The sequence below is a fragment of the Mycoplasmopsis gallopavonis genome, from assembly GCF_900660635.1.
GTDB lineage: Bacteria > Bacillota_I > Bacilli_A > Mycoplasmatales > Metamycoplasmataceae > Mycoplasmopsis > Mycoplasmopsis gallopavonis.
The window spans coordinates 374,249-395,837 of sequence record NZ_LR215031.1; the positions used below are offsets into that span (position 1 = coordinate 374,249).

The 21,589-nt window shown below is 28.4% G+C and carries 22 protein-coding genes; 19 read left to right on the forward strand and 3 right to left on the reverse strand.

Features of this window, described 5'->3' with window-relative positions:
* The first annotated feature begins 3 nt into the window (after positions 1-3).
* From EXC53_RS01450 to EXC53_RS01465, 4 genes are all read left to right on the forward strand, one after another.
* Positions 4-654, forward strand: a complete 651-nt coding sequence (locus EXC53_RS01450; protein WP_119571915.1) for an amino acid permease — start codon at positions 4-6, stop codon at positions 652-654.
* A 2-nt stretch (positions 655-656) separates the two neighbouring features.
* Positions 657-1,427 carry an amino acid permease gene (locus tag EXC53_RS01455; protein ID WP_119571914.1) on the forward strand — a complete coding sequence of 257 codons (771 nt, stop codon included), beginning with the start codon at positions 657-659 and terminating at the stop codon, positions 1,425-1,427.
* Between the two features lie 172 nt (positions 1,428-1,599).
* Complete coding sequence (gene mutM, locus EXC53_RS01460) at positions 1,600-2,454, forward strand: bifunctional DNA-formamidopyrimidine glycosylase/DNA-(apurinic or apyrimidinic site) lyase (RefSeq protein ID WP_119571913.1); 855 nt, start codon at positions 1,600-1,602, stop codon at positions 2,452-2,454.
* On the forward strand, positions 2,433-2,738 hold the full coding sequence (locus tag EXC53_RS01465) for an isochorismatase family protein (RefSeq protein WP_119571912.1): 306 nt from the start codon (positions 2,433-2,435) through the stop codon (positions 2,736-2,738). The genes mutM and EXC53_RS01465 overlap by 22 nt, the downstream gene beginning before the upstream one ends.
* On the opposite strand, the gene EXC53_RS01470 is transcribed toward EXC53_RS01465, so the two are convergent.
* The gene (locus tag EXC53_RS01470) at positions 2,727-3,986 is read right to left on the reverse strand and encodes a DDE-type integrase/transposase/recombinase (RefSeq protein ID WP_129724584.1); all 1,260 of its coding nucleotides are present in this window, start codon (positions 3,984-3,986) and stop codon (positions 2,727-2,729) included. The genes EXC53_RS01465 and EXC53_RS01470 overlap by 12 nt on opposite strands.
* Positions 3,987-4,309: 323 nt before the next feature.
* Here EXC53_RS01470 and EXC53_RS01480 point away from each other — a divergent pair, with 323 nt between their 5' ends.
* Positions 4,310-4,519, forward strand: coding sequence for a Smr/MutS family protein (locus EXC53_RS01480; protein ID WP_129724586.1), 210 nt, complete (start codon positions 4,310-4,312; stop codon positions 4,517-4,519).
* 145 nt (positions 4,520-4,664) lie between these two features.
* On the opposite strand, the gene EXC53_RS01485 is transcribed toward EXC53_RS01480, so the two are convergent.
* Together EXC53_RS01485 and EXC53_RS01490 are read right to left on the reverse strand one after the other, a co-directional pair.
* The gene (locus EXC53_RS01485) at positions 4,665-5,879 is read right to left on the reverse strand and encodes an IS3 family transposase (RefSeq protein ID WP_129724513.1); all 1,215 of its coding nucleotides are present in this window, start codon (positions 5,877-5,879) and stop codon (positions 4,665-4,667) included.
* A 48-nt stretch (positions 5,880-5,927) separates the two neighbouring features.
* Entirely contained in the window at positions 5,928-6,431 is a 504-nt protein-coding gene (locus tag EXC53_RS01490; RefSeq protein ID WP_119572198.1) for a PTS sugar transporter subunit IIA, read from the reverse strand.
* A 189-nt stretch (positions 6,432-6,620) separates the two neighbouring features.
* Between EXC53_RS01490 and mnmA the strand changes: the two genes are divergently transcribed.
* The 14 genes from mnmA (at position 6,621) to ftsZ (ending at position 21,512) form a co-directional block, all read left to right on the forward strand.
* Positions 6,621-7,739, forward strand: coding sequence for a tRNA 2-thiouridine(34) synthase MnmA (gene mnmA / locus EXC53_RS01495; protein ID WP_129724588.1), 1,119 nt, complete (start codon positions 6,621-6,623; stop codon positions 7,737-7,739).
* Positions 7,740-7,759: 20 nt separating this feature from the next.
* Complete coding sequence (alaS, locus tag EXC53_RS01500; protein ID WP_119572196.1) at positions 7,760-10,399, forward strand: alanine--tRNA ligase; 2,640 nt, start codon at positions 7,760-7,762, stop codon at positions 10,397-10,399.
* The gene (gene ruvX, locus EXC53_RS01505; RefSeq protein WP_119572195.1) at positions 10,381-10,839 is read left to right on the forward strand and encodes a Holliday junction resolvase RuvX; all 459 of its coding nucleotides are present in this window, start codon (positions 10,381-10,383) and stop codon (positions 10,837-10,839) included. Before alaS ends, ruvX begins: the two co-directional genes overlap by 19 nt.
* A gap of 15 nt (positions 10,840-10,854) precedes the next feature.
* Entirely contained in the window at positions 10,855-11,559 is a 705-nt protein-coding gene (locus EXC53_RS01510) for a BC85_0335 family putative methyltransferase (protein WP_119572194.1), read from the forward strand.
* Positions 11,560-11,606: 47 nt separating this feature from the next.
* Positions 11,607-12,086 (forward strand): transcription elongation factor GreA, encoded by a 480-nt coding sequence (greA, locus tag EXC53_RS01515; protein ID WP_119572193.1) that lies wholly within the window; start codon positions 11,607-11,609, stop codon positions 12,084-12,086.
* Positions 12,087-12,158: 72 nt separating this feature from the next.
* Entirely contained in the window at positions 12,159-13,241 is a 1,083-nt protein-coding gene (locus EXC53_RS01520; protein ID WP_119572192.1) for a M42 family metallopeptidase, read from the forward strand.
* Positions 13,242-13,379: 138 nt separating this feature from the next.
* Positions 13,380-13,592, forward strand: a complete 213-nt coding sequence (locus tag EXC53_RS01525; RefSeq protein WP_119572199.1) for a YneF family protein — start codon at positions 13,380-13,382, stop codon at positions 13,590-13,592.
* Between the two features lie 62 nt (positions 13,593-13,654).
* The gene (locus EXC53_RS01530; protein WP_129724563.1) at positions 13,655-14,869 is read left to right on the forward strand and encodes an IS3 family transposase; all 1,215 of its coding nucleotides are present in this window, start codon (positions 13,655-13,657) and stop codon (positions 14,867-14,869) included.
* A gap of 125 nt (positions 14,870-14,994) precedes the next feature.
* Positions 14,995-16,674, forward strand: a complete 1,680-nt coding sequence (locus EXC53_RS01535; protein ID WP_223214502.1) for a potassium transporter TrkG — start codon at positions 14,995-14,997, stop codon at positions 16,672-16,674.
* A 20-nt stretch (positions 16,675-16,694) separates the two neighbouring features.
* The gene (locus EXC53_RS01540) at positions 16,695-17,396 is read left to right on the forward strand and encodes a potassium channel family protein (protein ID WP_119572050.1); all 702 of its coding nucleotides are present in this window, start codon (positions 16,695-16,697) and stop codon (positions 17,394-17,396) included.
* A gap of 106 nt (positions 17,397-17,502) precedes the next feature.
* Positions 17,503-17,928 carry a division/cell wall cluster transcriptional repressor MraZ gene (locus EXC53_RS01545; RefSeq protein ID WP_119572049.1) on the forward strand — a complete coding sequence of 142 codons (426 nt, stop codon included), beginning with the start codon at positions 17,503-17,505 and terminating at the stop codon, positions 17,926-17,928.
* A 1-nt stretch (position 17,929) separates the two neighbouring features.
* A complete protein-coding gene (rsmH, locus tag EXC53_RS01550) occupies positions 17,930-18,835 on the forward strand; it encodes a 16S rRNA (cytosine(1402)-N(4))-methyltransferase RsmH (RefSeq protein WP_119572048.1) in 906 nt (301 codons plus the stop codon).
* 17 nt (positions 18,836-18,852) lie between these two features.
* Positions 18,853-20,079 (forward strand): MAG3720 family protein, encoded by a 1,227-nt coding sequence (locus EXC53_RS01555; RefSeq protein ID WP_129724590.1) that lies wholly within the window; start codon positions 18,853-18,855, stop codon positions 20,077-20,079.
* Positions 20,080-20,081: 2 nt separating this feature from the next.
* Positions 20,082-21,512, forward strand: a complete 1,431-nt coding sequence (ftsZ, locus tag EXC53_RS01560; RefSeq protein ID WP_119572046.1) for a cell division protein FtsZ — start codon at positions 20,082-20,084, stop codon at positions 21,510-21,512.
* The last annotated feature ends 77 nt before the right edge of the window (positions 21,513-21,589 follow it).

Sequence of the window (21,589 nt, forward strand, 5' to 3'; positions counted from 1 at the left end):
TAAATGCAAGAAAAGCATTTTACTCAAAAAAGCTTCACATTTTTTACAATTAATTATGTAATTGGTGTTGGTTTTTTAACAACAATAGGATCTATAGCTAAATTTAATTATTTTGGTTATTTAGTAATCTTCATTGCTGCCACAGTTGTTTTTGGTATTTCATTAGTTTTTTCAAGACTAAGCAATAGTTTTAAAGAACACTATGGTGGTTCATATACTTTCGCCAAGCACATCAATACAGGCCAAAGCCTAGTTTTTACAAATAGAATTATTGAAAGTAAGGCTGTGAGAAATTTTTCATTCTTTGTTGGATGAAATCAATTTATTCAGACCCCAATTCTTTCAGCAATTTCACCGCTCTTTTTAGCATCAACATTAATTGGATTACTTAATCCTGATTCACAACATTACCAATTATATGTTTGATTAATCAGAGCTTTTGCTTTACTGTTCTTTATTTTCTTAACTTTTATTTCTACAATTGGATTAAAAAGCAGTAAGAATATTATTTATTATGCAAGTTTAGTGAAGTGATTTGTTCTTTTATTAGGTCTTTTAATTCTTATTTACTCAATTAGTGCTCATAATGATTTTTCAACTAATTTAATAAAATTCAAAGAAAATCAAGCAAAGACAAAATCACACCTAAATTAATTATGTCAAACGCACTTCTTTTTGTTTATGCTTTCGCAGGGACAGAAGATGTATCAGCCATGGTTAAAGATGTTAAATTTAAAAGTTTTAGAAAAATTTTATTAATTGCGTTTGCATTTGTTTTAGTTTTCTATTTTATTGTTTATACTTTACTTTTAAATTTTGCTATTGTTAAAACCGAAAAAGGTTTAATTGCTGTTTATTCTGTTTTTGGAATTATCGGTACAATACTTTTTATTTTAGGTTATTTATCAAATGATGTTGGTTCGAAAGTAACTTTAAGTATTGCGACTGCTCGTAAATTAGTTCCAATTGCAGAAGATGGTCATTTATTTAGTTTTTTAACCAAAAGAAATCGTAGAGGTGAATTTTCAAATGCGATTTGATTTACAACAATTATCACCTTAATTACCATGGTTATTTTCTGAATTATGAATATTTTTCTAGGTTCTAGCAAACCTGATGAACAAGATAAATTTTTTGAAACAGCAATCATAGCAAACGGAATTGCTCTTTTAGTTGAAGATATTTGTACATTTATTGTTGCTTTAATTTTAGATCGTAAAAAAATCATTACCAAGATTCCCCTTTGAGAAAAACTTTACTATTTATTCGATATTGTTTTAATTATCACTTTAATTTTAAGTTTCTTTTTCCCACAAATATATGGTGAACCAGCTGAAACTTCAAATTATGTAGTTATTGTTATTTACTTTGGGTTCTTAATTTTAGGAGTTTTATTTAAAACGATTTCATTTTTAAATAAAAAATAATCACATCGTTATACTGATCAATTTCAAAAAGGAAATTGATCAAATAAACATTAAATAATAAAACAAAAAATCAATAAGACACATTCGAAAGAGAATGTGTCTATTTTTTGTCTAGAAAAGACAAGGATGCCTATTTTTAAGGGTTAAAAATATTTTATGTTAAAATAATAGTATGCCAGAATATCCAGAAGTAACCGTGGTAACACGAAGTTTAAATAAGTTAGTTAGAAACGAAACAATTCTTAAAATTGAAGTTCGTAATCCTAAATTTATCCACAATACAACTCAAAAAGAATTTGAAACTCAGCTTAGTAATAAAACAATTTTAGAAGTAAAAAATACAGGTAAATTTATTGAATTTATTCTTAGTGATCATTATAGAATTTTGTCACATCTTAGAATGGCCGGAAAATATTATGTTTGTGATTATAGAGAAGCTCAAATTTCTAAAATTAATATTCATAATTATGTTTACTTTTATCTAACTAATGACAAAGTGATGATTTATAATGATGCTCGTCAATTTGGTGGTTTTGAATTGATTTTACCAAGCGATCAAAGAAGTCTTGAAGAAATTAAATCATTAAGTAAATTACCTGGCGAGACAAACGCTGAACTTCTTTTTCGAAAATTACAACGTAAAACAATTAGTATTAAAACGGCTTTATTAGATCAAAAATTAGTTTTAGGAATTGGAAATATTTATGTTGATGAAGCTCTTTTTGCAGCTAAAGTACATCCAATGACTAAATGCAACAAAATTTCTTTACAAGAGCTTCAAACAATTTTAAAATATGCTCATGAAATTATGGATGAAAGCATCAAACACGGTGGAAGTAGCGTTCATACCTATCAATCAGTTAATGAAGCAAACGGAACTTTCCAAGATCAATTGAAAGCTTATGGTAGAGCTGGAACAATTTGTCCTAGATGTCAAGAAGTAGAGATTGTGAAAATTAAATTAGACTATAAACCAAATGGTCGAGGAACAAGTTTTTGTCCAAAATGTCAAGTAATAAAAGATTAATTGTTGTAATTGATATGCTTAATGGTTTTTGTTTTCAAGGACCACTTAGCGATAAGAGAATTGCACAAATTATTCCTCAAATTAAAAATCTTCTTCTTCAAGGTGATGATAATTTATTTTTATGTGATTCACATAGTTTAAATGATCCGGAAATGACCATTTATCCTCCGCATTGTCTTAGCGGAACATACGAAGCAGAAGTTGTTGATGAGCTTAAAAATTTAATTAAAAGAAAAATTACCAAACAAACTACCTATATTAGGATAAATAAATTAGACACTTAACGTCGCATGTGTTAAAAAACCATGCGGCGTTTTTCAATTTAAATTTGATTGAGGTCTTTCGAAGTTATATCAAGAAAAATATTTAGATATGATTGAATTCACTTCGCTATCTAACATTTTATCAGTTTCATAAAAATCTAATAATTCTCTTTGAATTAATGCAAAAATAAATTCGGAAGGTCTATTTGCTAATGAATTACCTTTTGGAGACATTGATTGTTTAGTATTTACATTTTTTAAAAATTTAGAAAAGGCAAAATTTGCATATTCAATTCCGTGATCTGAATGAAAAATAGTAGGTTTGATTTGATGTTTATCAAGAGTATCTTGAACAAGCTTTATAGTAGATGCAGAATCTCTTATATCCGATAAAGTTCAATTTAAAACAGTGTTACTAAAAGTTTCGGTGATAACATGAAGAAATCTCATTCCTTCTTTTGTTTTAATAAATTTAATATCTGCATGTAATTTTTCACCAAAATAATTTGATTTAAAATTTCCTTGAACTAAATCTGATGCTCAGATTCTAGAGAATTTTACCTCTTTGTTTTTCTTTGATTTTTTCTTTTGATATGCTCTTGATTTATATTGATTAAATTCATAATTTAGTCTAAATAAATATGAAGAAATTCTTTTTTGGTGCGTTAATAAGTATTTTTGATAAAGTTTATCTCTTCCTATAACAAAATTAGAATTTTTAGCTTCTAAATTAATTCAATTAATTAATTCATGATCAATATATTTCTTTTTGTCAATTTTTTCTTTCTTAGAACAAGAGTAATAAAAAGAAGTTCGATTTAATTTCAAAACTAATGAAATTTTTGAAATATTTCTAAATTGTTTACTTTTTTCTTCTTTTCTTTTTCTAATTTTTTCAAAAATTTCTTGTTGCTTTACTCCTCTTTCTTCCAAAATTTCTTCCATAATATCCTGATAAAGATCTCTATCTTCCTCACACAATTCATTGATGCTAACTCTTTTTCTTCTTCCTGAGTTAGGTTTTTTACTTTTACCTGATTTACTTTCTAAATTATTCATGTTGAAATTATATATTTTTATCCAACTCTTTAATAAAGCTTTCGCTCTTCTATAAGGATTCTCATGCTTACCCTCTTTTCTTTGTTTTATGATTTGATATCTTTCTCAAAAATCTTCAACAAAAGTTATAATCGCTATTTCAAAACCTTCTTTTTGGTAAATGTGGATATATTTTAATTTTTGTTCTTTTGTAAATTGTTTTAAACGCATAAAAAAGACGCACTCCTTTCTTTTTGGAATGTGTCTAATTTTTTTATCCTGATTTACCAAACAAACTACCAATGGTTTTTTTAATGTTCTAAGCGATCTTTGACAAAATTATCAAGAAATTATTATTACAGGATGTTGCACTGATATCTGTGTCATGCAATTTGCTTTATCTTTAAAAGGTTATTTACTTAGTCAAAAAAAGATAATGAAGTTATTATTTATGAAGAAATGGTGAGCACTTATGATGGGCCAAATCATGAAGCAAGCTTTTTTCAAACTAGTGCATTAGAAATCTTAAAATTAGCAGGAGTTAAAATTCAAAAATGAGATCAAAACAAGTAGACTTACATGGACTTGAAACTGATGAAGCAGTAATTATTGCTTATCAACATCTTTTAGAATTTCAAAAAAATCAAATTGATTCACTAGTTTTTATAACAGGTAAAGGAACTGGAGCTTTAAAAACTGTTATTGCAAATTTATTAGATAAAGAAAAATCCAATATACATGAATTAATAATGGTGGTGCAATAGAACTATTAGATCGTTTTTCACAAACACCTACTTCACCTTATTCTTTTGATGATCAAATCGAAGAACTAGATAGTGAAGAAATTGAAGATTTATTTGCACAATTTAAAAATTAAAAATCAGCTAGATTAAACTAGGACAGAAAAAATTAACAATTTATCAAATTGGATAGCCCCATACTATATTCGTATGGGGTTTTTCAATTCAAACATGATTGAATTCTAAATTTATTGTATCAATGAACATAATTAGATATCACTTTTTCTAGTTCACTCAAAGTCATAGCTTTGATATTTAAATCTCTAATTAATTCAGTTTTTAAATTTGAAAATCAATATTCCACAACTCTATTATCTAAACTATTTCCTACTTTTGAAAGTGAAATTATTCCACCTTTATTTTGAATAAAACGAGAAAAATCATCAGATGTATAAGTTGAGCAATGATCTGAATGTAATATAAAACTTTTTTCAAAATCAACATTTTCAAATGTTTTGTAAATTAATTTGGAATCATTAAATTTAGAAAGAGAAAAACTAATTATTTCTTTAGTTTTATGTTTAATTACTACTGAAAGATAAACATTATTGTTTATTGCATCTTTTGTCGCTGGAAGATATGTTACATCAGTAGCATATATATTTCTGTTATATACATCATTATAATCTCTATTAACAATGTTTTCTTTTATGACAGATGTATTCTTTACTTCTTTTAGTTTTTTTCTTTTTCTGACATTGCAAAATAAACCTAAGGCATTCATATATCTTCCCAGAGTTCTTTCGTTTATGTCTATTTTATAGTGCTTTAAGATAAAATATTTTAATTTTTGTCTACCATATTTAGATCTATTTTGTTTAAATGAATCAATAATCAAGTCTTGGTACTTTATTTTTCTGGATTTAATTCTAGGAGCAAAATTATTTCTTTTATGTTTGGATATTGTTTGTCTACAAAGATACAACAAAATAGCAAGTTTATACGAAGCCATATTAATATGTGATGCCTCTTGAACTTTTTCTGTTTTAAATTTATCTTTTGTAATTTCTCTATATCTTTTTGCAATTTCAATTAAATCTTCTCGTGTAAAAATGTCTCAATTTATATCTTGTTCTTTCGCTTTTCTTGACCTACCGGTTCCAGGCTTTCTTGGTTTTTTATTCATATTAAAATTATAATGTTTTAATATTCTTCGTAATCTCGCTTTCACATATTTATCTTTTGCTTTTGCACCATATTTATACATCAGTTCAATCGCATCCTTTTTACCTAATTGAAAAAATGTATTATAAATTTCTTTTTCTTGTTCTTCTGTAAAATGTTTTCCCATTTTTTCTCCTTTAAAAATATAAAAAATTAACATTCGAAGGAATGTTAATTTTTATTGTCCTAGTTTAGATTAGCTGATTTTTTATTGCTTGATAATTTCAAAAATTGGTTCTTGAAAATCACTAGAATTAGATGTCAATTTTTCTAGCTGATAATTACCGCTTTCTGGTAAAACTAATACAATTACATCTGTTTTGTAACCGGCATTTGCAATTTCTGCGAAGTTAACTTTAACAAGTTCTTGACCGTGTTTGATTTTTGAACCTATTTTTACACAAGGTTGAAACCCTTTTCCATCAAGATTAACAGTATCAATTCCAATGTGAATTAAAACTTTATTACCATTTTTGGTTGTTATATCAAATGCATGCTTGGTTGGGAAAATTAATTCTACCTCTCCACTAATAGGAGAAAGAACAGTTAATTCTTTATTTTCACTTAATTCGATAGCAAAACCATCTCCCAAAGCACCAGTTGAAAAAGCATCATCATTTAATTCTTGGAGGTTTTTAATTTGGCCTTGCAAAGGTAAAAATAATTGATCATTTTGTTGATTGTTTTTAAATAATTTTTGAAAAAAACTCATTACACCCTCTTTTCATGTACTATAATTTTAATCTTTTTATTAAAAAAGCAAAATTTAGCAATCATTTTATCCCGATGCAAAAAAATCGATAAAAAAGTAGTTTTAAGTTTTGAACTTTTTTTAAAAATTTTATAATTTCAATAAATTATCTATAATAATTTATTTTTTGTTAAAAATTAGGGGGTCTAAATGACTAAACAAAGAGTTGTCATAGGAATGTCTGGTGGAGTTGATTCGTCAGTTGCTGCTTTTCTTCTTCAACAACAAGGTTACGAAGTTGTTGGTTTATACATGCGTAATTGAGATTCGCTTTTAAATAATGATATCTTAGGAAATGATAAAATTTCGCAAGATGTTTGTCCGCAAGAACAAGATTACCAAGACGCTTTGGCAGTTGCAAATAAATTAGGGATTAAATTAGAAAGAGTTGATTTTGTTAAAGAATACTGAGATAATGTTTTTGAAAACTTTATCGAAGAATACAAAAAAGGTCGAACTCCTAATCCTGATATTTTATGTAATAAATACATTAAGTTTAATGCTTTTGCTAAATACGCTTTTAATGAATTGAAAGCAAATTATATTGCAATGGGTCATTATGCTAAAGTTGAAAACGGACATCTTTATCGTGCAAAAGATCAAAACAAAGATCAAACTTATTTTTTATCACAATTAACACACGAGCAACTTTCGAAAGTAATTATGCCATTAGCGAATTTAGAAAAATCAGAAATTCGTCAAATCGCCCAAGAACAAGGATTAATTACAGCTGATAAAAAAGATTCAACTGGAATTTGTTTTATTGGTGAAAGAAATTTTAGTCAATTTTTACAAAACTACATTCCCGCTCAAGATGGTGACATTGTTGATATTGTGACAAACAAAATTATCGGAAGACATGTTGGTTGTTTTTATTACACAATTGGTCAAAGAAAAGGTCTTAATTTAGGCGGAATGAGTGAACCATATTATGTTTGCGGACATGATGTGCACAAAAACATTCTTTATGTTGCTCCAAATTCTCGAATTGACTACTTAGAATCAAACAATTTGTTAGCAAGTAATTTAAATCTCAATAACACTGATTATGATCCTAATAATTTAACAGCTAAATTTAGATATAGACAAAAAGATATCAAAGTAAATGTTGAGTTGCTTCCAAACAACGAAATTAGAATTTTTTATCCAGAAAAAGCTCAAGCTGTAACACCAGGACAACAAGTTGTTCTTTATGATGGTGAAAAATGCATCGGTGGTGCAGTTATTGAAAAAATTTATTTTGATGATAAACAATTGACATATATTTAATTAGATAGAAGGTATTTATAATGAATTCAAAAGAAATTAGAGAAAAGTGATTAAAATTTTTTGAGTCAAAAAATCACATGATTGTTCCAAGCAAGAGCTTAGTTCCTCAAAATGATCCATCACTTTTGTGAATTAACTCTGGTGTTGCTACTTTAAAAGATTATTTTTCAGGAAAAAAAATAGCACCATCAAAACGTTTAACTAATTCACAAAAAGCAATTCGTACAAATGATATTGAAAATGTCGGAATAACTGCTAGACACCATACTTTTTTTGAAATGTTAGGTAATTTCTCAATTGGTGATTATTTCAAAAAAGAAGCAATTGATTTTGCTTATGAATTTTTAACCGAAGTTTTAAAACTAGATAAAGAAAAATTATATTTTACATATTACTTCGAAGATCTTGAAACTAAACAAATGTGAATGTCACATGGAGTTAGCGAAGAGCACATGATTCCAGGGACCAAAGATACCAATTTTTGAGAAGTTGGTGCAGGACCTTGTGGACCTAATACCGAAATTTTCTATGATCGTGGTGAAAAATATGATTCAAGAGGAATTGAACTTTTACAAAAAGATTTAGAAAATGATCGTTACATTGAAATTTGAAACATTGTTTTTTCAACTTATAACTCAAATGGTGAAGGTGAATATACAGAATTAAAACAAAAAAATATTGATACTGGTGCAGGACTTGAAAGAATTGTTTCAATTATGCAAGATGCTCCAACAAATTTTGATACAGACTTATTTTTACCAATTATTCACGAAATTGAAAAATACACAAGTTATAGATACGAAATTAATAATTACTTTGTCAATGATCCAAAGCAAACAGAAATTAATTCATGTTTTAAAGTTATCGCAGATCACATGAGAACTGTTGTTAATGCAATTGCTGATGGAGCTAAACCTTCAAATGTTGGAAGAGGATATATTTTAAGAAGATTAATCCGTAGAAGCGTTTATAAAGCAATGCAGTTAGAAATTTTCGAACCATTTTTATATAAATTAGTTGAAGTTGTTAAAGAAAGATTACCATTTGAATATGATTCAGCTCCAATAGCTAAAATTATTCATGATGAAGAATTGACATTTAGTAAAACAATTGAAAATGGTAAAGAAATTTTAAATTCATATCTAACAGATTCAGATTCTAAATTTCCAGGAGATCTTGCTTTTAAATTATTTGAAACATATGGATTTCCTGTTGAATTAACATCAGAAATTTTAGCTCAAAAAGGTATCCAAATTGATTTAGAAGGTTTTGAATTAGCTCGTGAAAAACATTCAGAAGCATCAAGAAATTCAAAAGTATCAGGTATGGACAAAGTTATTAATTCACTAACTTTAATTAAGGCAAAAGTTGATGAATTTATTGGATATGAATATACTCATAATCAAACAAAAATTCTTTATCTTTTAGATACTGAAAAAGAAATTAGTGAGGCAAACGGAGTTAGCTTTGCAATTTTGGAAAAAACACCTTTTTATGCAACTAGTGGTGGACAAAAACACGATCGAGGATATCTTTTACAAAATGGTAATAAGATTATTATTCTAGATGTTTTTAAAGACAAATTCGGAAATCACATTCATAAATTAGAAGGAAAAATTAATTCAACAGATTTGGTGGAATGTTTTGTTGACGAAAAAATTCGTCTTGGTCTTGAAAGAAATCACTCAGGAACTCACCTTTTATTTTCAGCTTTAAGAACAATTTTAGGTCCACAAATCAAACAACTTGGATCTGATAATAATGAAGAACGTTTAACTTTTGACTTACCAGCGGACACAAAACCTAGTGATGAACAAATCGCTAATATTGAAAATTTAGTTCGTGAGTATATTAAAAAAGATGCTTCACGTAGTTATTTAAATATGACAACTAAGCAAGCACAAGATATGGGTGCAATTATGACCTTAGAAGAAGCAGAATACATGGATCCAAATTCAGTTAGAATTGTAAAATTCGACGGAATTACAGCCGATCTTTGTGGTGGAACTCACCTTTCAAATACAGCTAAATTAGAGAATTTTAAAATTACTAATGTTGAGAAAAAAGCTGCCGGAGTATATAGAATTAGAGCAATCTCATCAAATGAAATTGTTGATGAATTTTTAGAAAATGAAACTGATAAATTATTAATCGAAGTTAATCGTGCAATTGAAAAAAATGAGAAAGTAGATTCAAATTATAAATTTGACTTAGAAATTCCAAGCGATAAAGAACTTGCTCTTAGTTATCTTAAAATGGTTTTAGAAAAGTTGAAGGAAGATAATAAAGCTTTAAATAAACAAAAATTAAATAGTTTTGAATTTGATTATGACGAAGTAGATTTCCTCAATATCAAAAATCACCAAGTTTACCTTAATTTCAATTTAGATTCTCAGCATATTAAAACAGTTGCTTCAACTTTAAGGGAAAAATATTCTAATGCAATTATTATTTGTCTTTCAACAGGAAACAATCCACTTTTAGTTGTTGCTTCTAAAGAGATTAATTCAAATACACTTGCTCAAAAAATCTTTACAAAATTTAACGGACGTGGTGGAGGAAATGCAATTTTATCAATGGGTAAATTAGCAAACTCTTTACAAGAACAAGAAATTTTGAATTTCTTAGAAAATGATTTAGAATGAGAAAACTTGGTTTAGACTTAGGGACAAAAACTTGTGGATTTGCAATCACTGACCTAGACGAAATTATTGCAACATCACTAGAAAATTATCATTTTTCTGAAAATGATTTTGAACAAGCTTTATTACAAGTGGAACATTATTTAAGTGTTTATAATAACAAAATTGACGGAATAGTTTTAGGTTACCCTTTAAAAATTAGTGGTGATAAAAGCGAACGAACTTTAATGGTTGAGGCTTTTCGTTTAAAACTAATTGAGCGTTTTAACTTACCTGTTATGCTTGTCAATGAGCAATATTCAACCAAAAGAGCAACAGAAGTGATGCTTAATGCTGGTTTAACTCGTCAAAAACGCAAAAATCATAAAGATAAATTAGCTGCTCAAATTATTTTGCAAGATTATTTAGAGTACTATAAAAATAAATGAGATTTGCTTAAAGATGGTCGGATTCAATAATTTAAAGGAGTATTAATGAAAGTATTTGTTCATAATCTTGCTTCAAATAAAGAAATGAGTTCAACAACTGCAACTATTTTAATTATTAGTGCAATTGTAGTTGTTGTTCTTGCTTTGAGTTTCTATATAGGAATTCATATTTGAGCACGAATGCTCCGCAAAAAATATGACAAAAAAGCAATGAAAGAAGCAATCATTAAAATCGAATCGCTGCGTAATAATATTGGAGTTATACCTTTAAATTTAAAATCTTACTTTAATTCTAAAGAAAATGATTATGATGTTGAAGGTATGATTAATACAATTTATCAAAATGATTACAAACAAGTTCTTGTTATTAGTCAGGACCTTTATTCATTTGGATGAATTTCTCAAACAACTCAAAATCCTTTATTTTATGAATTAGAAAGTTTTGATTTTGAAAGATATAATCAAGCTCGTTTACAAACTGATTTAAATTTAAATAAGCAAATTGTGCCTCATCAAAATGAAAATTTAGATTTTGTTGCAATTTTTAGTGCAAGCGAAAATTTAAACGATCTTTATGATCGTTACTTCAAGTTATTAAACCATAATGGAATGATTGCTATTAAAATTACTAATTTTAAAAAAAGTGAATTAAAATTACTTTTAAAACATTTAGCATTTTCAAAAATTCAACATGAAATAAGTTATTTTGGAACTAAAATTCTTTTTATTGTGAAAAAAGAAATTAATTAATCTACATATGTAGTAAAATTACAAATAATGATCTCATAAGGAGTTGTATGTCAAATATTAATGATAATAAAATGTATGTTTCGCAAGAAACATTAGAAAAATATAAAAAAGAATACGAGCATTTAGTTAACGTTGAACGTCCTGCTGTGCAAGCGGCTCTTAAAGAAGCACGTGCACAAGGTGACCTTAGTGAAAATGCTGAATATGATGCAGCTAGAGAAAAACAAGCTCAAATTGAAGGTAGAATCTCAGAGTTAGAAAAATATATCGATCAAGCTGTTATTATTAAAAACGATGCAAGTGGTGCTGTTGGAATTGGTTCAAGAGTTAAGTTTGTAAATTTAGAAACAAAAGAAGAAATGGAAGTTGTTATCATGGGTTCTCATGATTCAAATCCGTTTGAAGGTAAAATCTCAAACAAAAGCCCACTTGCTGTTGCGATGTTAGGATTAAAACCAGGTGAGCAAGCAGAAGTGGAAGCACCTAAGAAGTTTACAATTAAAATTCTTGATGTTTACTCACTTTAATCAATCTTCAAAATAATAAAATGTCTTTAATGACATTTTATTTTATTTAAAATCTTAAAAAAAGAAGGAATTATGGATAAAATAACAGAATTTAAAAATCGTTTGATTACTTATTTAGAAATTGAAGGTATGTCACGTTATGAGGAACCTGTTGCTGATGAACTTAGAAAAGTAGCAAGTTTAGGCTATGAAGTATCACGTGATAAATTGGGTTCTTTAATTTTGCATAAAAAATCAAAGAACCCAAATGCACCAAAAGTAATGATTGCAGCTCATATGGATGAAGTTGGCTACATTGTCCGTTCAATTACAAAACAAGGTCAAGTATTACTTTCTCCAATTGGTGGAATTTGACCAACTGTGATTGTTGGTACTAGGGCTAAATTAATTACTAGTTCTAATAAAACTTACTTAGGTGTTTTTGGCCACACTTCAATTCACATTATGGAACGTGACAAAGTTTCGAAAGCAATTACAAGTGATGAAATTTATGCCGACTTTGGTTTTAAAAACGAAGCAGAAGCTACAAATGCAGGTGTTGAACCAGGTGATCGTGTTTATTTATCAGGTGAAACAATTTTATTTAAAAATCCTGATTTAGTTGGTGGAAAAGCGATGGATAATCGAGCAGGAGTGACTGTTTTAGAATTTATTGCAAAAGACTTAGCATCAGAGGAATTAGATATTGATTTATATTTAGTCGGAACTGTTCAAGAAGAAGTTGGAACTAGGGGAGCTCGTAGCTCGGTTGCTTTAATTAATCCTGATGTCGCAATTGCTTTAGATACAACTTCTAGTCATGATACAGTTGGTACAATTCAAGGAACTACTGCTCTTTTTAAAGGTGCCGCTTTAAGATATAAAGATGGTGGGACTTTGATGGATACTAAATTAATTCAAAACTTTGAAAAAGTGGCTCACAAACACCAAATTCCAGCTTATCGTTTTGTTGCTATGGGTGGTGGTACTGATGCTCATGAATTACAATTTGCTAAAGGCGGAGCTGCTACTTTAACAATTTCATTGCCACAAAGATATTTACATAGTCCAATTGGAGTATGTGCAATTAGTGATTTATTAGCCGCTAAAGATTTATTAGTGCATTTTTGCAAAGAGTTTTCACCAGAGAGTTACTTAGAGATTAAATATAAATAATTTTTGCACTTTCATATATAATTTTTAATAATAGATGATAAATTAAGGAGTAGAAATATGATTACAAATGTTTCTCATTTAGCAGAAGAAGCAAGTTCAAAAGGTGGAGTAACATTAGGGACACTTGAATTTTCTTTAATGATTATTTTCGTCGTAATTGGGGTTGTAATTATTACAGCTCTTGTAACATTCTTACTTTCTAAAAGAATGTTCGAAAAACAAATTAAAGAAAACCCACCAATTACAGAAAAAATGATTAGAGTAATGTTTAATCAAATGGGTAGAAAAGCAAGTGAAACACAAATTAGACAAATTATGCGTTCAATGCAAAACGCTAAAGATGACAAATAATAATGTGTTTGAAAATTAGCAACATTAGTAAACTAGGACAATAAAAATTAACATTCCTTCGAATGTTAATTTTTTATATTTTTAAAGGAGAAAAAATGGGTAAACATTTTACAGAAGAACAAGAAAAAGAAATTTATAATACATTTTTTCAATTAGGCAAAAAGTATGCAATTGAACTTATGTATAAATATGGTGCAAAAGCAAAAGATAAATATGTGAAAGCAAGATTACGAGGAATATTAAAACATTATAATTGTAATATGAATAAAAAACCAAGAAAGCCTGGAACCGGTAGGTCAAGAAAAGTGAAAGAACAAGATATAAATTGAGACATTTTTACACGAGAAGATTTAATTGAAATTGCAAAAAGATATAGAGAAATTACAAAAGATAAATTTAAAACAGAGAAAGTTCAAGAGGCATCACATATTAATATGGCTTCGTATAAACTTGCTATTTTGTTGTATCTTTGTAGACAAACAATATCCAAACATAAAAGAAATAATTTTGCTCCTAAAAATAAATCCAGAAAAATAAAGTACCAAGACTTGATTATTGATTCATTTAAACAAAATAGATCTAAATATGGTAGACAAAAATTAAAATATTTTATCTTAAAGCACTATAAAATAGACATAAACGAAAGAACTCTAGGAAGATATATGAATGCCTTAGGTTTATTTTGCAATATAAGAAAAAGAAAAAAATTAAAAGAAGTAAAGAACACATCTGTCATAAAAGAAAACATTGTGAATAGAGATTATAACGATGTATATAACAGAAATATATATGCTACCGATGTAACATATCTCCCAGCGACAAAAGATGCGATAAACAATAATGTTTATCTTTCAGTAGTGATTAAACATAAAACTAAAGAAATAATTAGTTTTTCTCTTTCCAAATTTAATGATTCAAAATTAATTTACAAAACATTTGAAAATGTGGATTTTGAAAAAAGTTTTATACTACATTCAGATCATTGCTCAACTTATACATCTGATGATTTTTCTCATTTTATTGAAAATAAAGGTGGAATAATTTCACTTTCAAAAGTAGGAAATAGTTTAGATAATAGAGTTGTGGAATATTGATTTTCAAATTTAAAAACTGAATTAATTAGAGATTTAAATATCAAAGCTATGACTTTGAGTGAACTAGAAAAAGTAATATCTAATTATGTTAATTGATACAATAAATTTAGAATTCAATCATGTCTAAATTGAAAAACCCCATACGAATATAGTATGGGGCTATCCAATTTGATAAATTGTTAATTTTTTCTGTCCTAGTTTATTAGTTGCTTTTTTTATTAAGTTATTCTCTTTTTTTAAAGAAAGTCATAAAATAAATTTATAATATTAATCGACTTACTTTATAGTAATTTTTAAGGAGAGCTATTTTGCAAACAGATAGTATAAAAATGAAAGAATTTGGACGCAAGATCAAATCAGCTTTTAAAAAATTTTGATATTGACGTGGCAATATTTCAAAATTAAAATACATTTTATTAGTTTATTTTTTAATTATTTTGATTTCTAGTTTATTACTTTATTCACCATGAACTCAAAATATTAATCAATTTGATCGCATTAGTTATGTTGATGCTGTTTTCACAACAGCTAGTGCATTTAGCGATACTGGTTTGGTTGTTAAAAATACTTTTGAACACTGGAATATGTTTGGCCAAGCAATTATTGCTATTTTGATTTTAGTTGGTGGAATTGGTGTCTTTGCATTTAAGTTTTTTATTATTACTTATATTTTTAAGAAAAAATCATTTTCAATGGGTGATATGATGGTTCTTCAAACCGAAAGAGGAAGCACCGAAGAACGCAAGACTTCTAAATTAATTATTTCATCTGTTAAATTTCTTTTTATTGTAATTTTTATTTTTTCAATTATCTTAACTCTTTATTTTTATTTTACAGATGTAAAAGCAACGCAGTGAATTTTGGAAGATTTAAAAGGTGAATATGTTAATCCAAAAGGAAATTTTCAATTAGCTTTACGTTTTGGAATTTTTCACACAATTTCAGCAATTAATAATGCTGGATTTGACATCATTTCAGGAAAATCATTAATGCCATATTATAGTGACTACTTTTTACAATTTTGCTTTATTATTCTATTAATTATTGGTGGAATTGGATATCCTGTTATTTATGATTTTAGATGTTTTATCTTACATCACAAACGTAAAAAAGCAAGTCACTATCGTTTTTCTTTATTTACCAAAATTTCACTAAGTTTTTATCTCGCTATTTTTCTTTTAGGTTTTATTTCAAGCTTACTTTTCGAAGTTACAAGCATTTCTGAAAATAGTTTATGAAATAAAATTTATTTACCAGCTCTTAAAGCAGACACACAAAAGCCACAAGATGAAATTGAATTTTTATATGCTAAATTACGTGCAAGTAATTTCCATTTTAAAGGTGATACTTTATACTTAAAGAAATATTTATATTATGGAGACAATTGAAATAAATTTTTTGCAGTCTTTTTCACAAGTTTATCAACTCGAAGTGCTGGTTTTGCTACAATTAACCTTTCTGACTTAACTCATCCGAGCTTATCAATTTATACAATTATGATGGTTATAGGTGCTTCGCCAGCAAGTACAGGTGGAGGAATTCGAACAACTACTTTTGCTGTTTTCTTACTTTCGCTTTATTCAATTTTTGCAGGTTGACCAAGAGTAAGGATTTTCAAGCGTGCAATTAATAAAGATACAGTTTCAATGGCTTCTCACATTATTGGTATTGCGTTTTTAATTTTATTTATCGGAACTTTAATTGCTGCTACAACTTTAAGTAGTCATAGAGTCTTAGGTGCAGACGTTTCTGAAACTTATAAGAAATTCGGGGTTGGTTCTGTTCTTTTTGAAATTGCTAGTGCTTTTGGAACAACTGGCCTTTCAACAGGATTAACAGGATATTTAAATATTTGAGCTAAAATGACATTAATTGTAATTATGTTTATTGGTCAATTTGGTATTTCTTCAACTTTACTTGTTTGAAAACGTAAGAAAAATAATTCAAGACATTTTGAATATGTTGAAGGTGATGTTGCAATTGGTTAAATTAACTTGAAGGAGAGAATATGAAAGTTAAATACAAAAATGATATTGCTGTAATTGGGACAGGAAGATTTGGTTCTGCTGTAATTGACCAATTAATTAAATTAGGAAAAAATATTTTAGTAATTGATAAAAACGAAGAAGAAGCAAAAAATTATTCCGATGAAGTTCAAAGAGTAGTTATTGCAGATGCAGCTGACATGCGTGCTTTAAAAGGGATTAGAATTGATCAAATGGAGACTGTTGTTGTTGCGGTTTCTGACAATATCGAAATTGTGGCAGCTCTTTTAGAACTTAATGTTAAAAATATTATCGCTCGTGCCAAAAGTGAGCGTCATGCTCGTGTTTTAAAACAAATTGGTGTTAGTGTAATTATTCGCCCTGAGCATGAAGCCGGAACAAGAGCGGCTTTAATTGCGGCAAATAATAATTTCATTAATTACACAGAAAATCTTTTTGAATTTGAATCAAATTATGTAATTGGAACAACTAAACTAAAAAATGTCGATTTAACTTTAAGACCTATTCGTGAATTAAAGTTAACAGAACATGGAATTAGTATTGTTTTAATCAAAAGAAATGGTAGTGCTCACATGGCCACTGCTTCCGGTTATTTAGAAATTAATGATAGTATTACAATTATTGGCAACATTTCAGATGTTACAACTTCATTAAAATGATTCAATCAAGAACAAGAAGAAACTAATCAAGTTGAAACTCAATAATTTTGCAATATTTTAAAAATTTCCAGTTTTGGAAGTTTTTTTATCTTTTTTATTAGTTTATTATTTAATTTATGTAAAATATTGGTGGATAGTGGGAGGAAGTGGTATGTACGGACAACACGTTAGAAACCTTGATGATAAATCAAGAGTTGTTCTTCCATCAGATTATAGAGATGTTTTAGGATCAAAATTCTATATAACCATGGGTTTTGACGGCAATGCCGAATTGAGATCTGTGGAGAATTTTCAAAAATATATATCTATGCTAGAAGATAAGAGTTATTTTGATAAGAAGATTAGAATTCTTACTCGTCTTATTTTAGGTAACGCTGTCGAAGTTTCGCTGGATAGTCATGGTCGCATCTCTCTTCCGAAAAATTTAATTGAAAAGCTATCCATTACAAAAGCAGTAGTTTTCGTCGGAGCAGGTTCAATTATTGAACTTTGATCGAAAGAAAGCTTTGAAGAATTCGAAAAACAATTTAGTTCTGAAGATATTGCTAATATAGCACAGGAGATTTCAAATAAGTAGTATGGAACAATCAAAATTACATTATTCTGTCTTACTACATGAAACAATTGATGCATTAAACATTAATCCTAATGGTATTTATGTAGATCTTACTCTGGGAATGGGTGGACATTCTGCGGCAATTTTAAGCCAACTACAAAATGGTAAATTGTATGCTTTTGATAAGGATGATTTTGCACTAGAAAAGTCAAACATTCGACTCAGTAGCATCGGTTCTAATTATCAGTTAATTAAAAGTGATTTCAAAGATATAAAATCAAAATTGGCTGAATTTGGTATTTACGAGGTAGATGGTATTATTGCTGATTTAGGAATTTCTTCTCCGCAGGTAGATCAAGCAGATCGTGGGTTTAGCTATAATAAACAAGCGGCTTTGGATATGCGTATGGATCAAACACAAGAATTAACAGCATTTAATGTTGTTAATGATTATAATGAAGATAGATTGGCTGAGCTTTTACTCAAATACGCTGATGTAAAACTTCATAAAAAAGTTGCGAAAGCCATCGTAGCAGCACGTCCAATTTCAACGACATTAGAACTTGTGGATGTGATAAAAAACGCTTATCCTGCTGCATTATTAAGAAGCAAGAACCCTGCTAAAGCTGTTTTTCAAGCAATTCGAATCGAAGTTAATAATGAATTAGCTTCACTACAAGTTATGCTCGAAGACGCTCTTTCTTTGTTAAAGAAAAATGCAAGTCTGGCAGTTATAACTTTCCACTCAATTGAAGATAAAATTGTAAAAGATTTTTATAAAAAACAAATCGCTAATTTAATGCCAACCAAAATGCCCGTCATGGAGGAGAAGCATTATTTGATAAAACAAACTAAGCCTTCCAAAACAGAACTTTTAGAAAACAAAAGATCTAGAAGTGCTAAGCTTAGAGTTATCACGAAACTTTAATGCGAGCTGGGGGTTTCATGAAATATTTTTTGAATTTTAAATTAATTAATAAAAATAAAGTTAAAGTTATTTTTATTAAGGAAGATAATTCAACTTATTTTAATGGTGGAATTAATTATACTTTTGATTGACAAACCAATGATGATCAAAAAGTTCTACATCAAAAATTAATTCAAACCATAAATAAACTTCCTGAGCACGCCGAACTAATAACAAATGTGATTTTGGATGATTCACTTTTTAGCTCTCTTTCTGTTAAAAAGATGATCCTCAAAATCAATAAGAATGAAATTAACGTGGATCATTTTCGTGATGTGCGTTTAACAAGAATCATGGATTCAAAATTAAATATCGAATTAAGTCAATTAGGGGATAATAACTTTTATGTTCACTACCCATACATTGTTACTATTCTTAAAGACAATAATTTAAAGGTTTATCGTAAAATTCCTACTAATAAAGAATTTGATGTAATCACTCAATATCTTAATTTGTATTCATTTAACAAAAATGAACCAGTTTTTGTTAAGATTCAAAATCTACTTAAACAACTCAAAATAAGTAAAACCAATTATTTATTTAGGTCGCAAATCATCGCAAGTACACTCAATGAATTGAAAAAACCTACTTTATCTATTGATTTAAATAGTCACTATCTAAATTTAAATGTAATCAATTTCGGTAGATTAGATGATTACCAAAAATTAACAGTGGGTACTGCTAATTATTTATCTAAACTCACTCAAATAGTTTCACATTTAAATAAAGAAGAACTTTTAATGAGATTACAATATATTAATAAACTTTCCAATTCCAATCTTAATAAAGAACTTGTGAATGATTTAAATTTAAGACAGCTTAAATATTCTTTGGATCAATTTATGAAAGTTATTGCTAACTTAATAAACCAAAGATTAAAAGAATTTAGTGTAAGAAATAATGGTAAAATTTTAACAAGACTTGCCTTTAGTGGTGAATTGGCTTGAATTGTTGATTATTTAACTAAGTATTTTGAAACTAACTTCCAAAATCTTGAAGTTGAAATTATGCGGAGCAATACAAGTAGTGAATTTCAGTTTTCTTGATATAAAGATAAGCTGATCGAACAAGCTGTACTTTTATCTAATAAATTTACCAAAGACAATGACCAAGTTCAAACCCAAACAAGTCAAATTGATCTAGAAAGAATTACTACCAAAACATTCTTTCAAAAGATTAAAGAATTTATATTTAAAGGAGTCTAAACATGAATGAAATCTTTGATAACAAAATTGTTAACACAGAGAATGAAACAGAAGATTTAGTTCACAAAAATACTGCCAACATCTCTCTTAAAGTTATCGGTGTAGGAGGTGGGGGTAATAACGCTGTGAAGTATATGCTTCAAGATCGTTTTACTAATGTTGAGTTTATCATCGCAAACACCGACGCTCAAGCATTAGCTACAAATGAATGTTCTCACAAAATTCCTTTAGGTAAAGAAGGTCGTGGTCTCGGTGCAGGAAGCGAACCAAGAGTTGGTGAAACAGCTGCAAGAGAAAGTGCAAGTGAAATTGAAGAACAATTGCAAGGCGCTGATGTGGTGGTCATCGCAGCAGGGTTTGGAGGTGGAACTGGTACTGGTGCAGCTCCTGTTATTGCTGAAATAGCTAAGAAAAATGGTGCTTTAACTATTGGTATTGTTACAACACCATTTGGTTATGAAGGTACAAAACGTAGAAAAGTTGCAAGAGAAGGTATTGAAGAACTTAAAAAATATGTTGATTCATACATTATTCTTTCAAATGATAAACTAGCTGATAATTATGGAGATATGCCAATTGATGATTCATTTAAATTATCAAACGTATCTCTTAAAAACATTATTCTTTCTATTCATGATATTCTTTATCGTATCGGTTCAATTAACATCGACTATGCTGATGTTAAGAAAATTTTAACTGGAGCTGGTCTTACTGTAGTGGGTATTGGTCAAGCGACAGGAAACGACCGTGCAACTAAAGCTGTTGAAAAAGCGTTCGAACAAAACCTTTATGAAAATAACATCAAAACAGCTAAAAGAATGCTTGTTAACATTCAATATGATTCAAAATCAACTATTAACGAAATTAGAAAAGCGGTTAATAAAGTTCATGAGTTATTAGGAGAAAACCAAGAAGATGACGATTATGATGTTATCATTGGTCAAGAAAAAGTTCAAACCAAAGACAACGCTGAAGTCTTTAAGGTTTCAATTATTGCCGGTGGTGCTGATATTAACTCAGTCGCAACAGCAACTAAAACAGAAGGCCCATCAGATTTAATTTTAGATAACGACGTTATTACTAAAGAAGTTATTTTACAAGACGAAGATTTTGCTCCTGAGCAAGCTTCTGTCAGTAACATCACTTTAGAAGAAGAACCAACAGTCGTGGAAAAAGTAGTTGTGGAACAACCTCATGTTGAAGAAAAACCACAACCACAACCTGTCTTCCAAGAAGTAAGTTACCAAACAGAATCAAAACCAGAAGTAGTGATCCAAGACGATAAATTAATTTCTGAACGTAAAAAAGGTCACTTTTCAACAATTGAAATTAGCTCTATTTTTGACACAACAAGTGGTAATGGAGACTACTCACGTTTATATGAGTTAAATCCAGAAGACGATGTTGTTGATGATGAAGATACTCCTTGATAATTCGAAGTTTCGAAGAAGAGTCAAAAGTTTTTCATCTGACCTTCAAAGTCAGTGATTTAAATCTTAAACGTCATTTA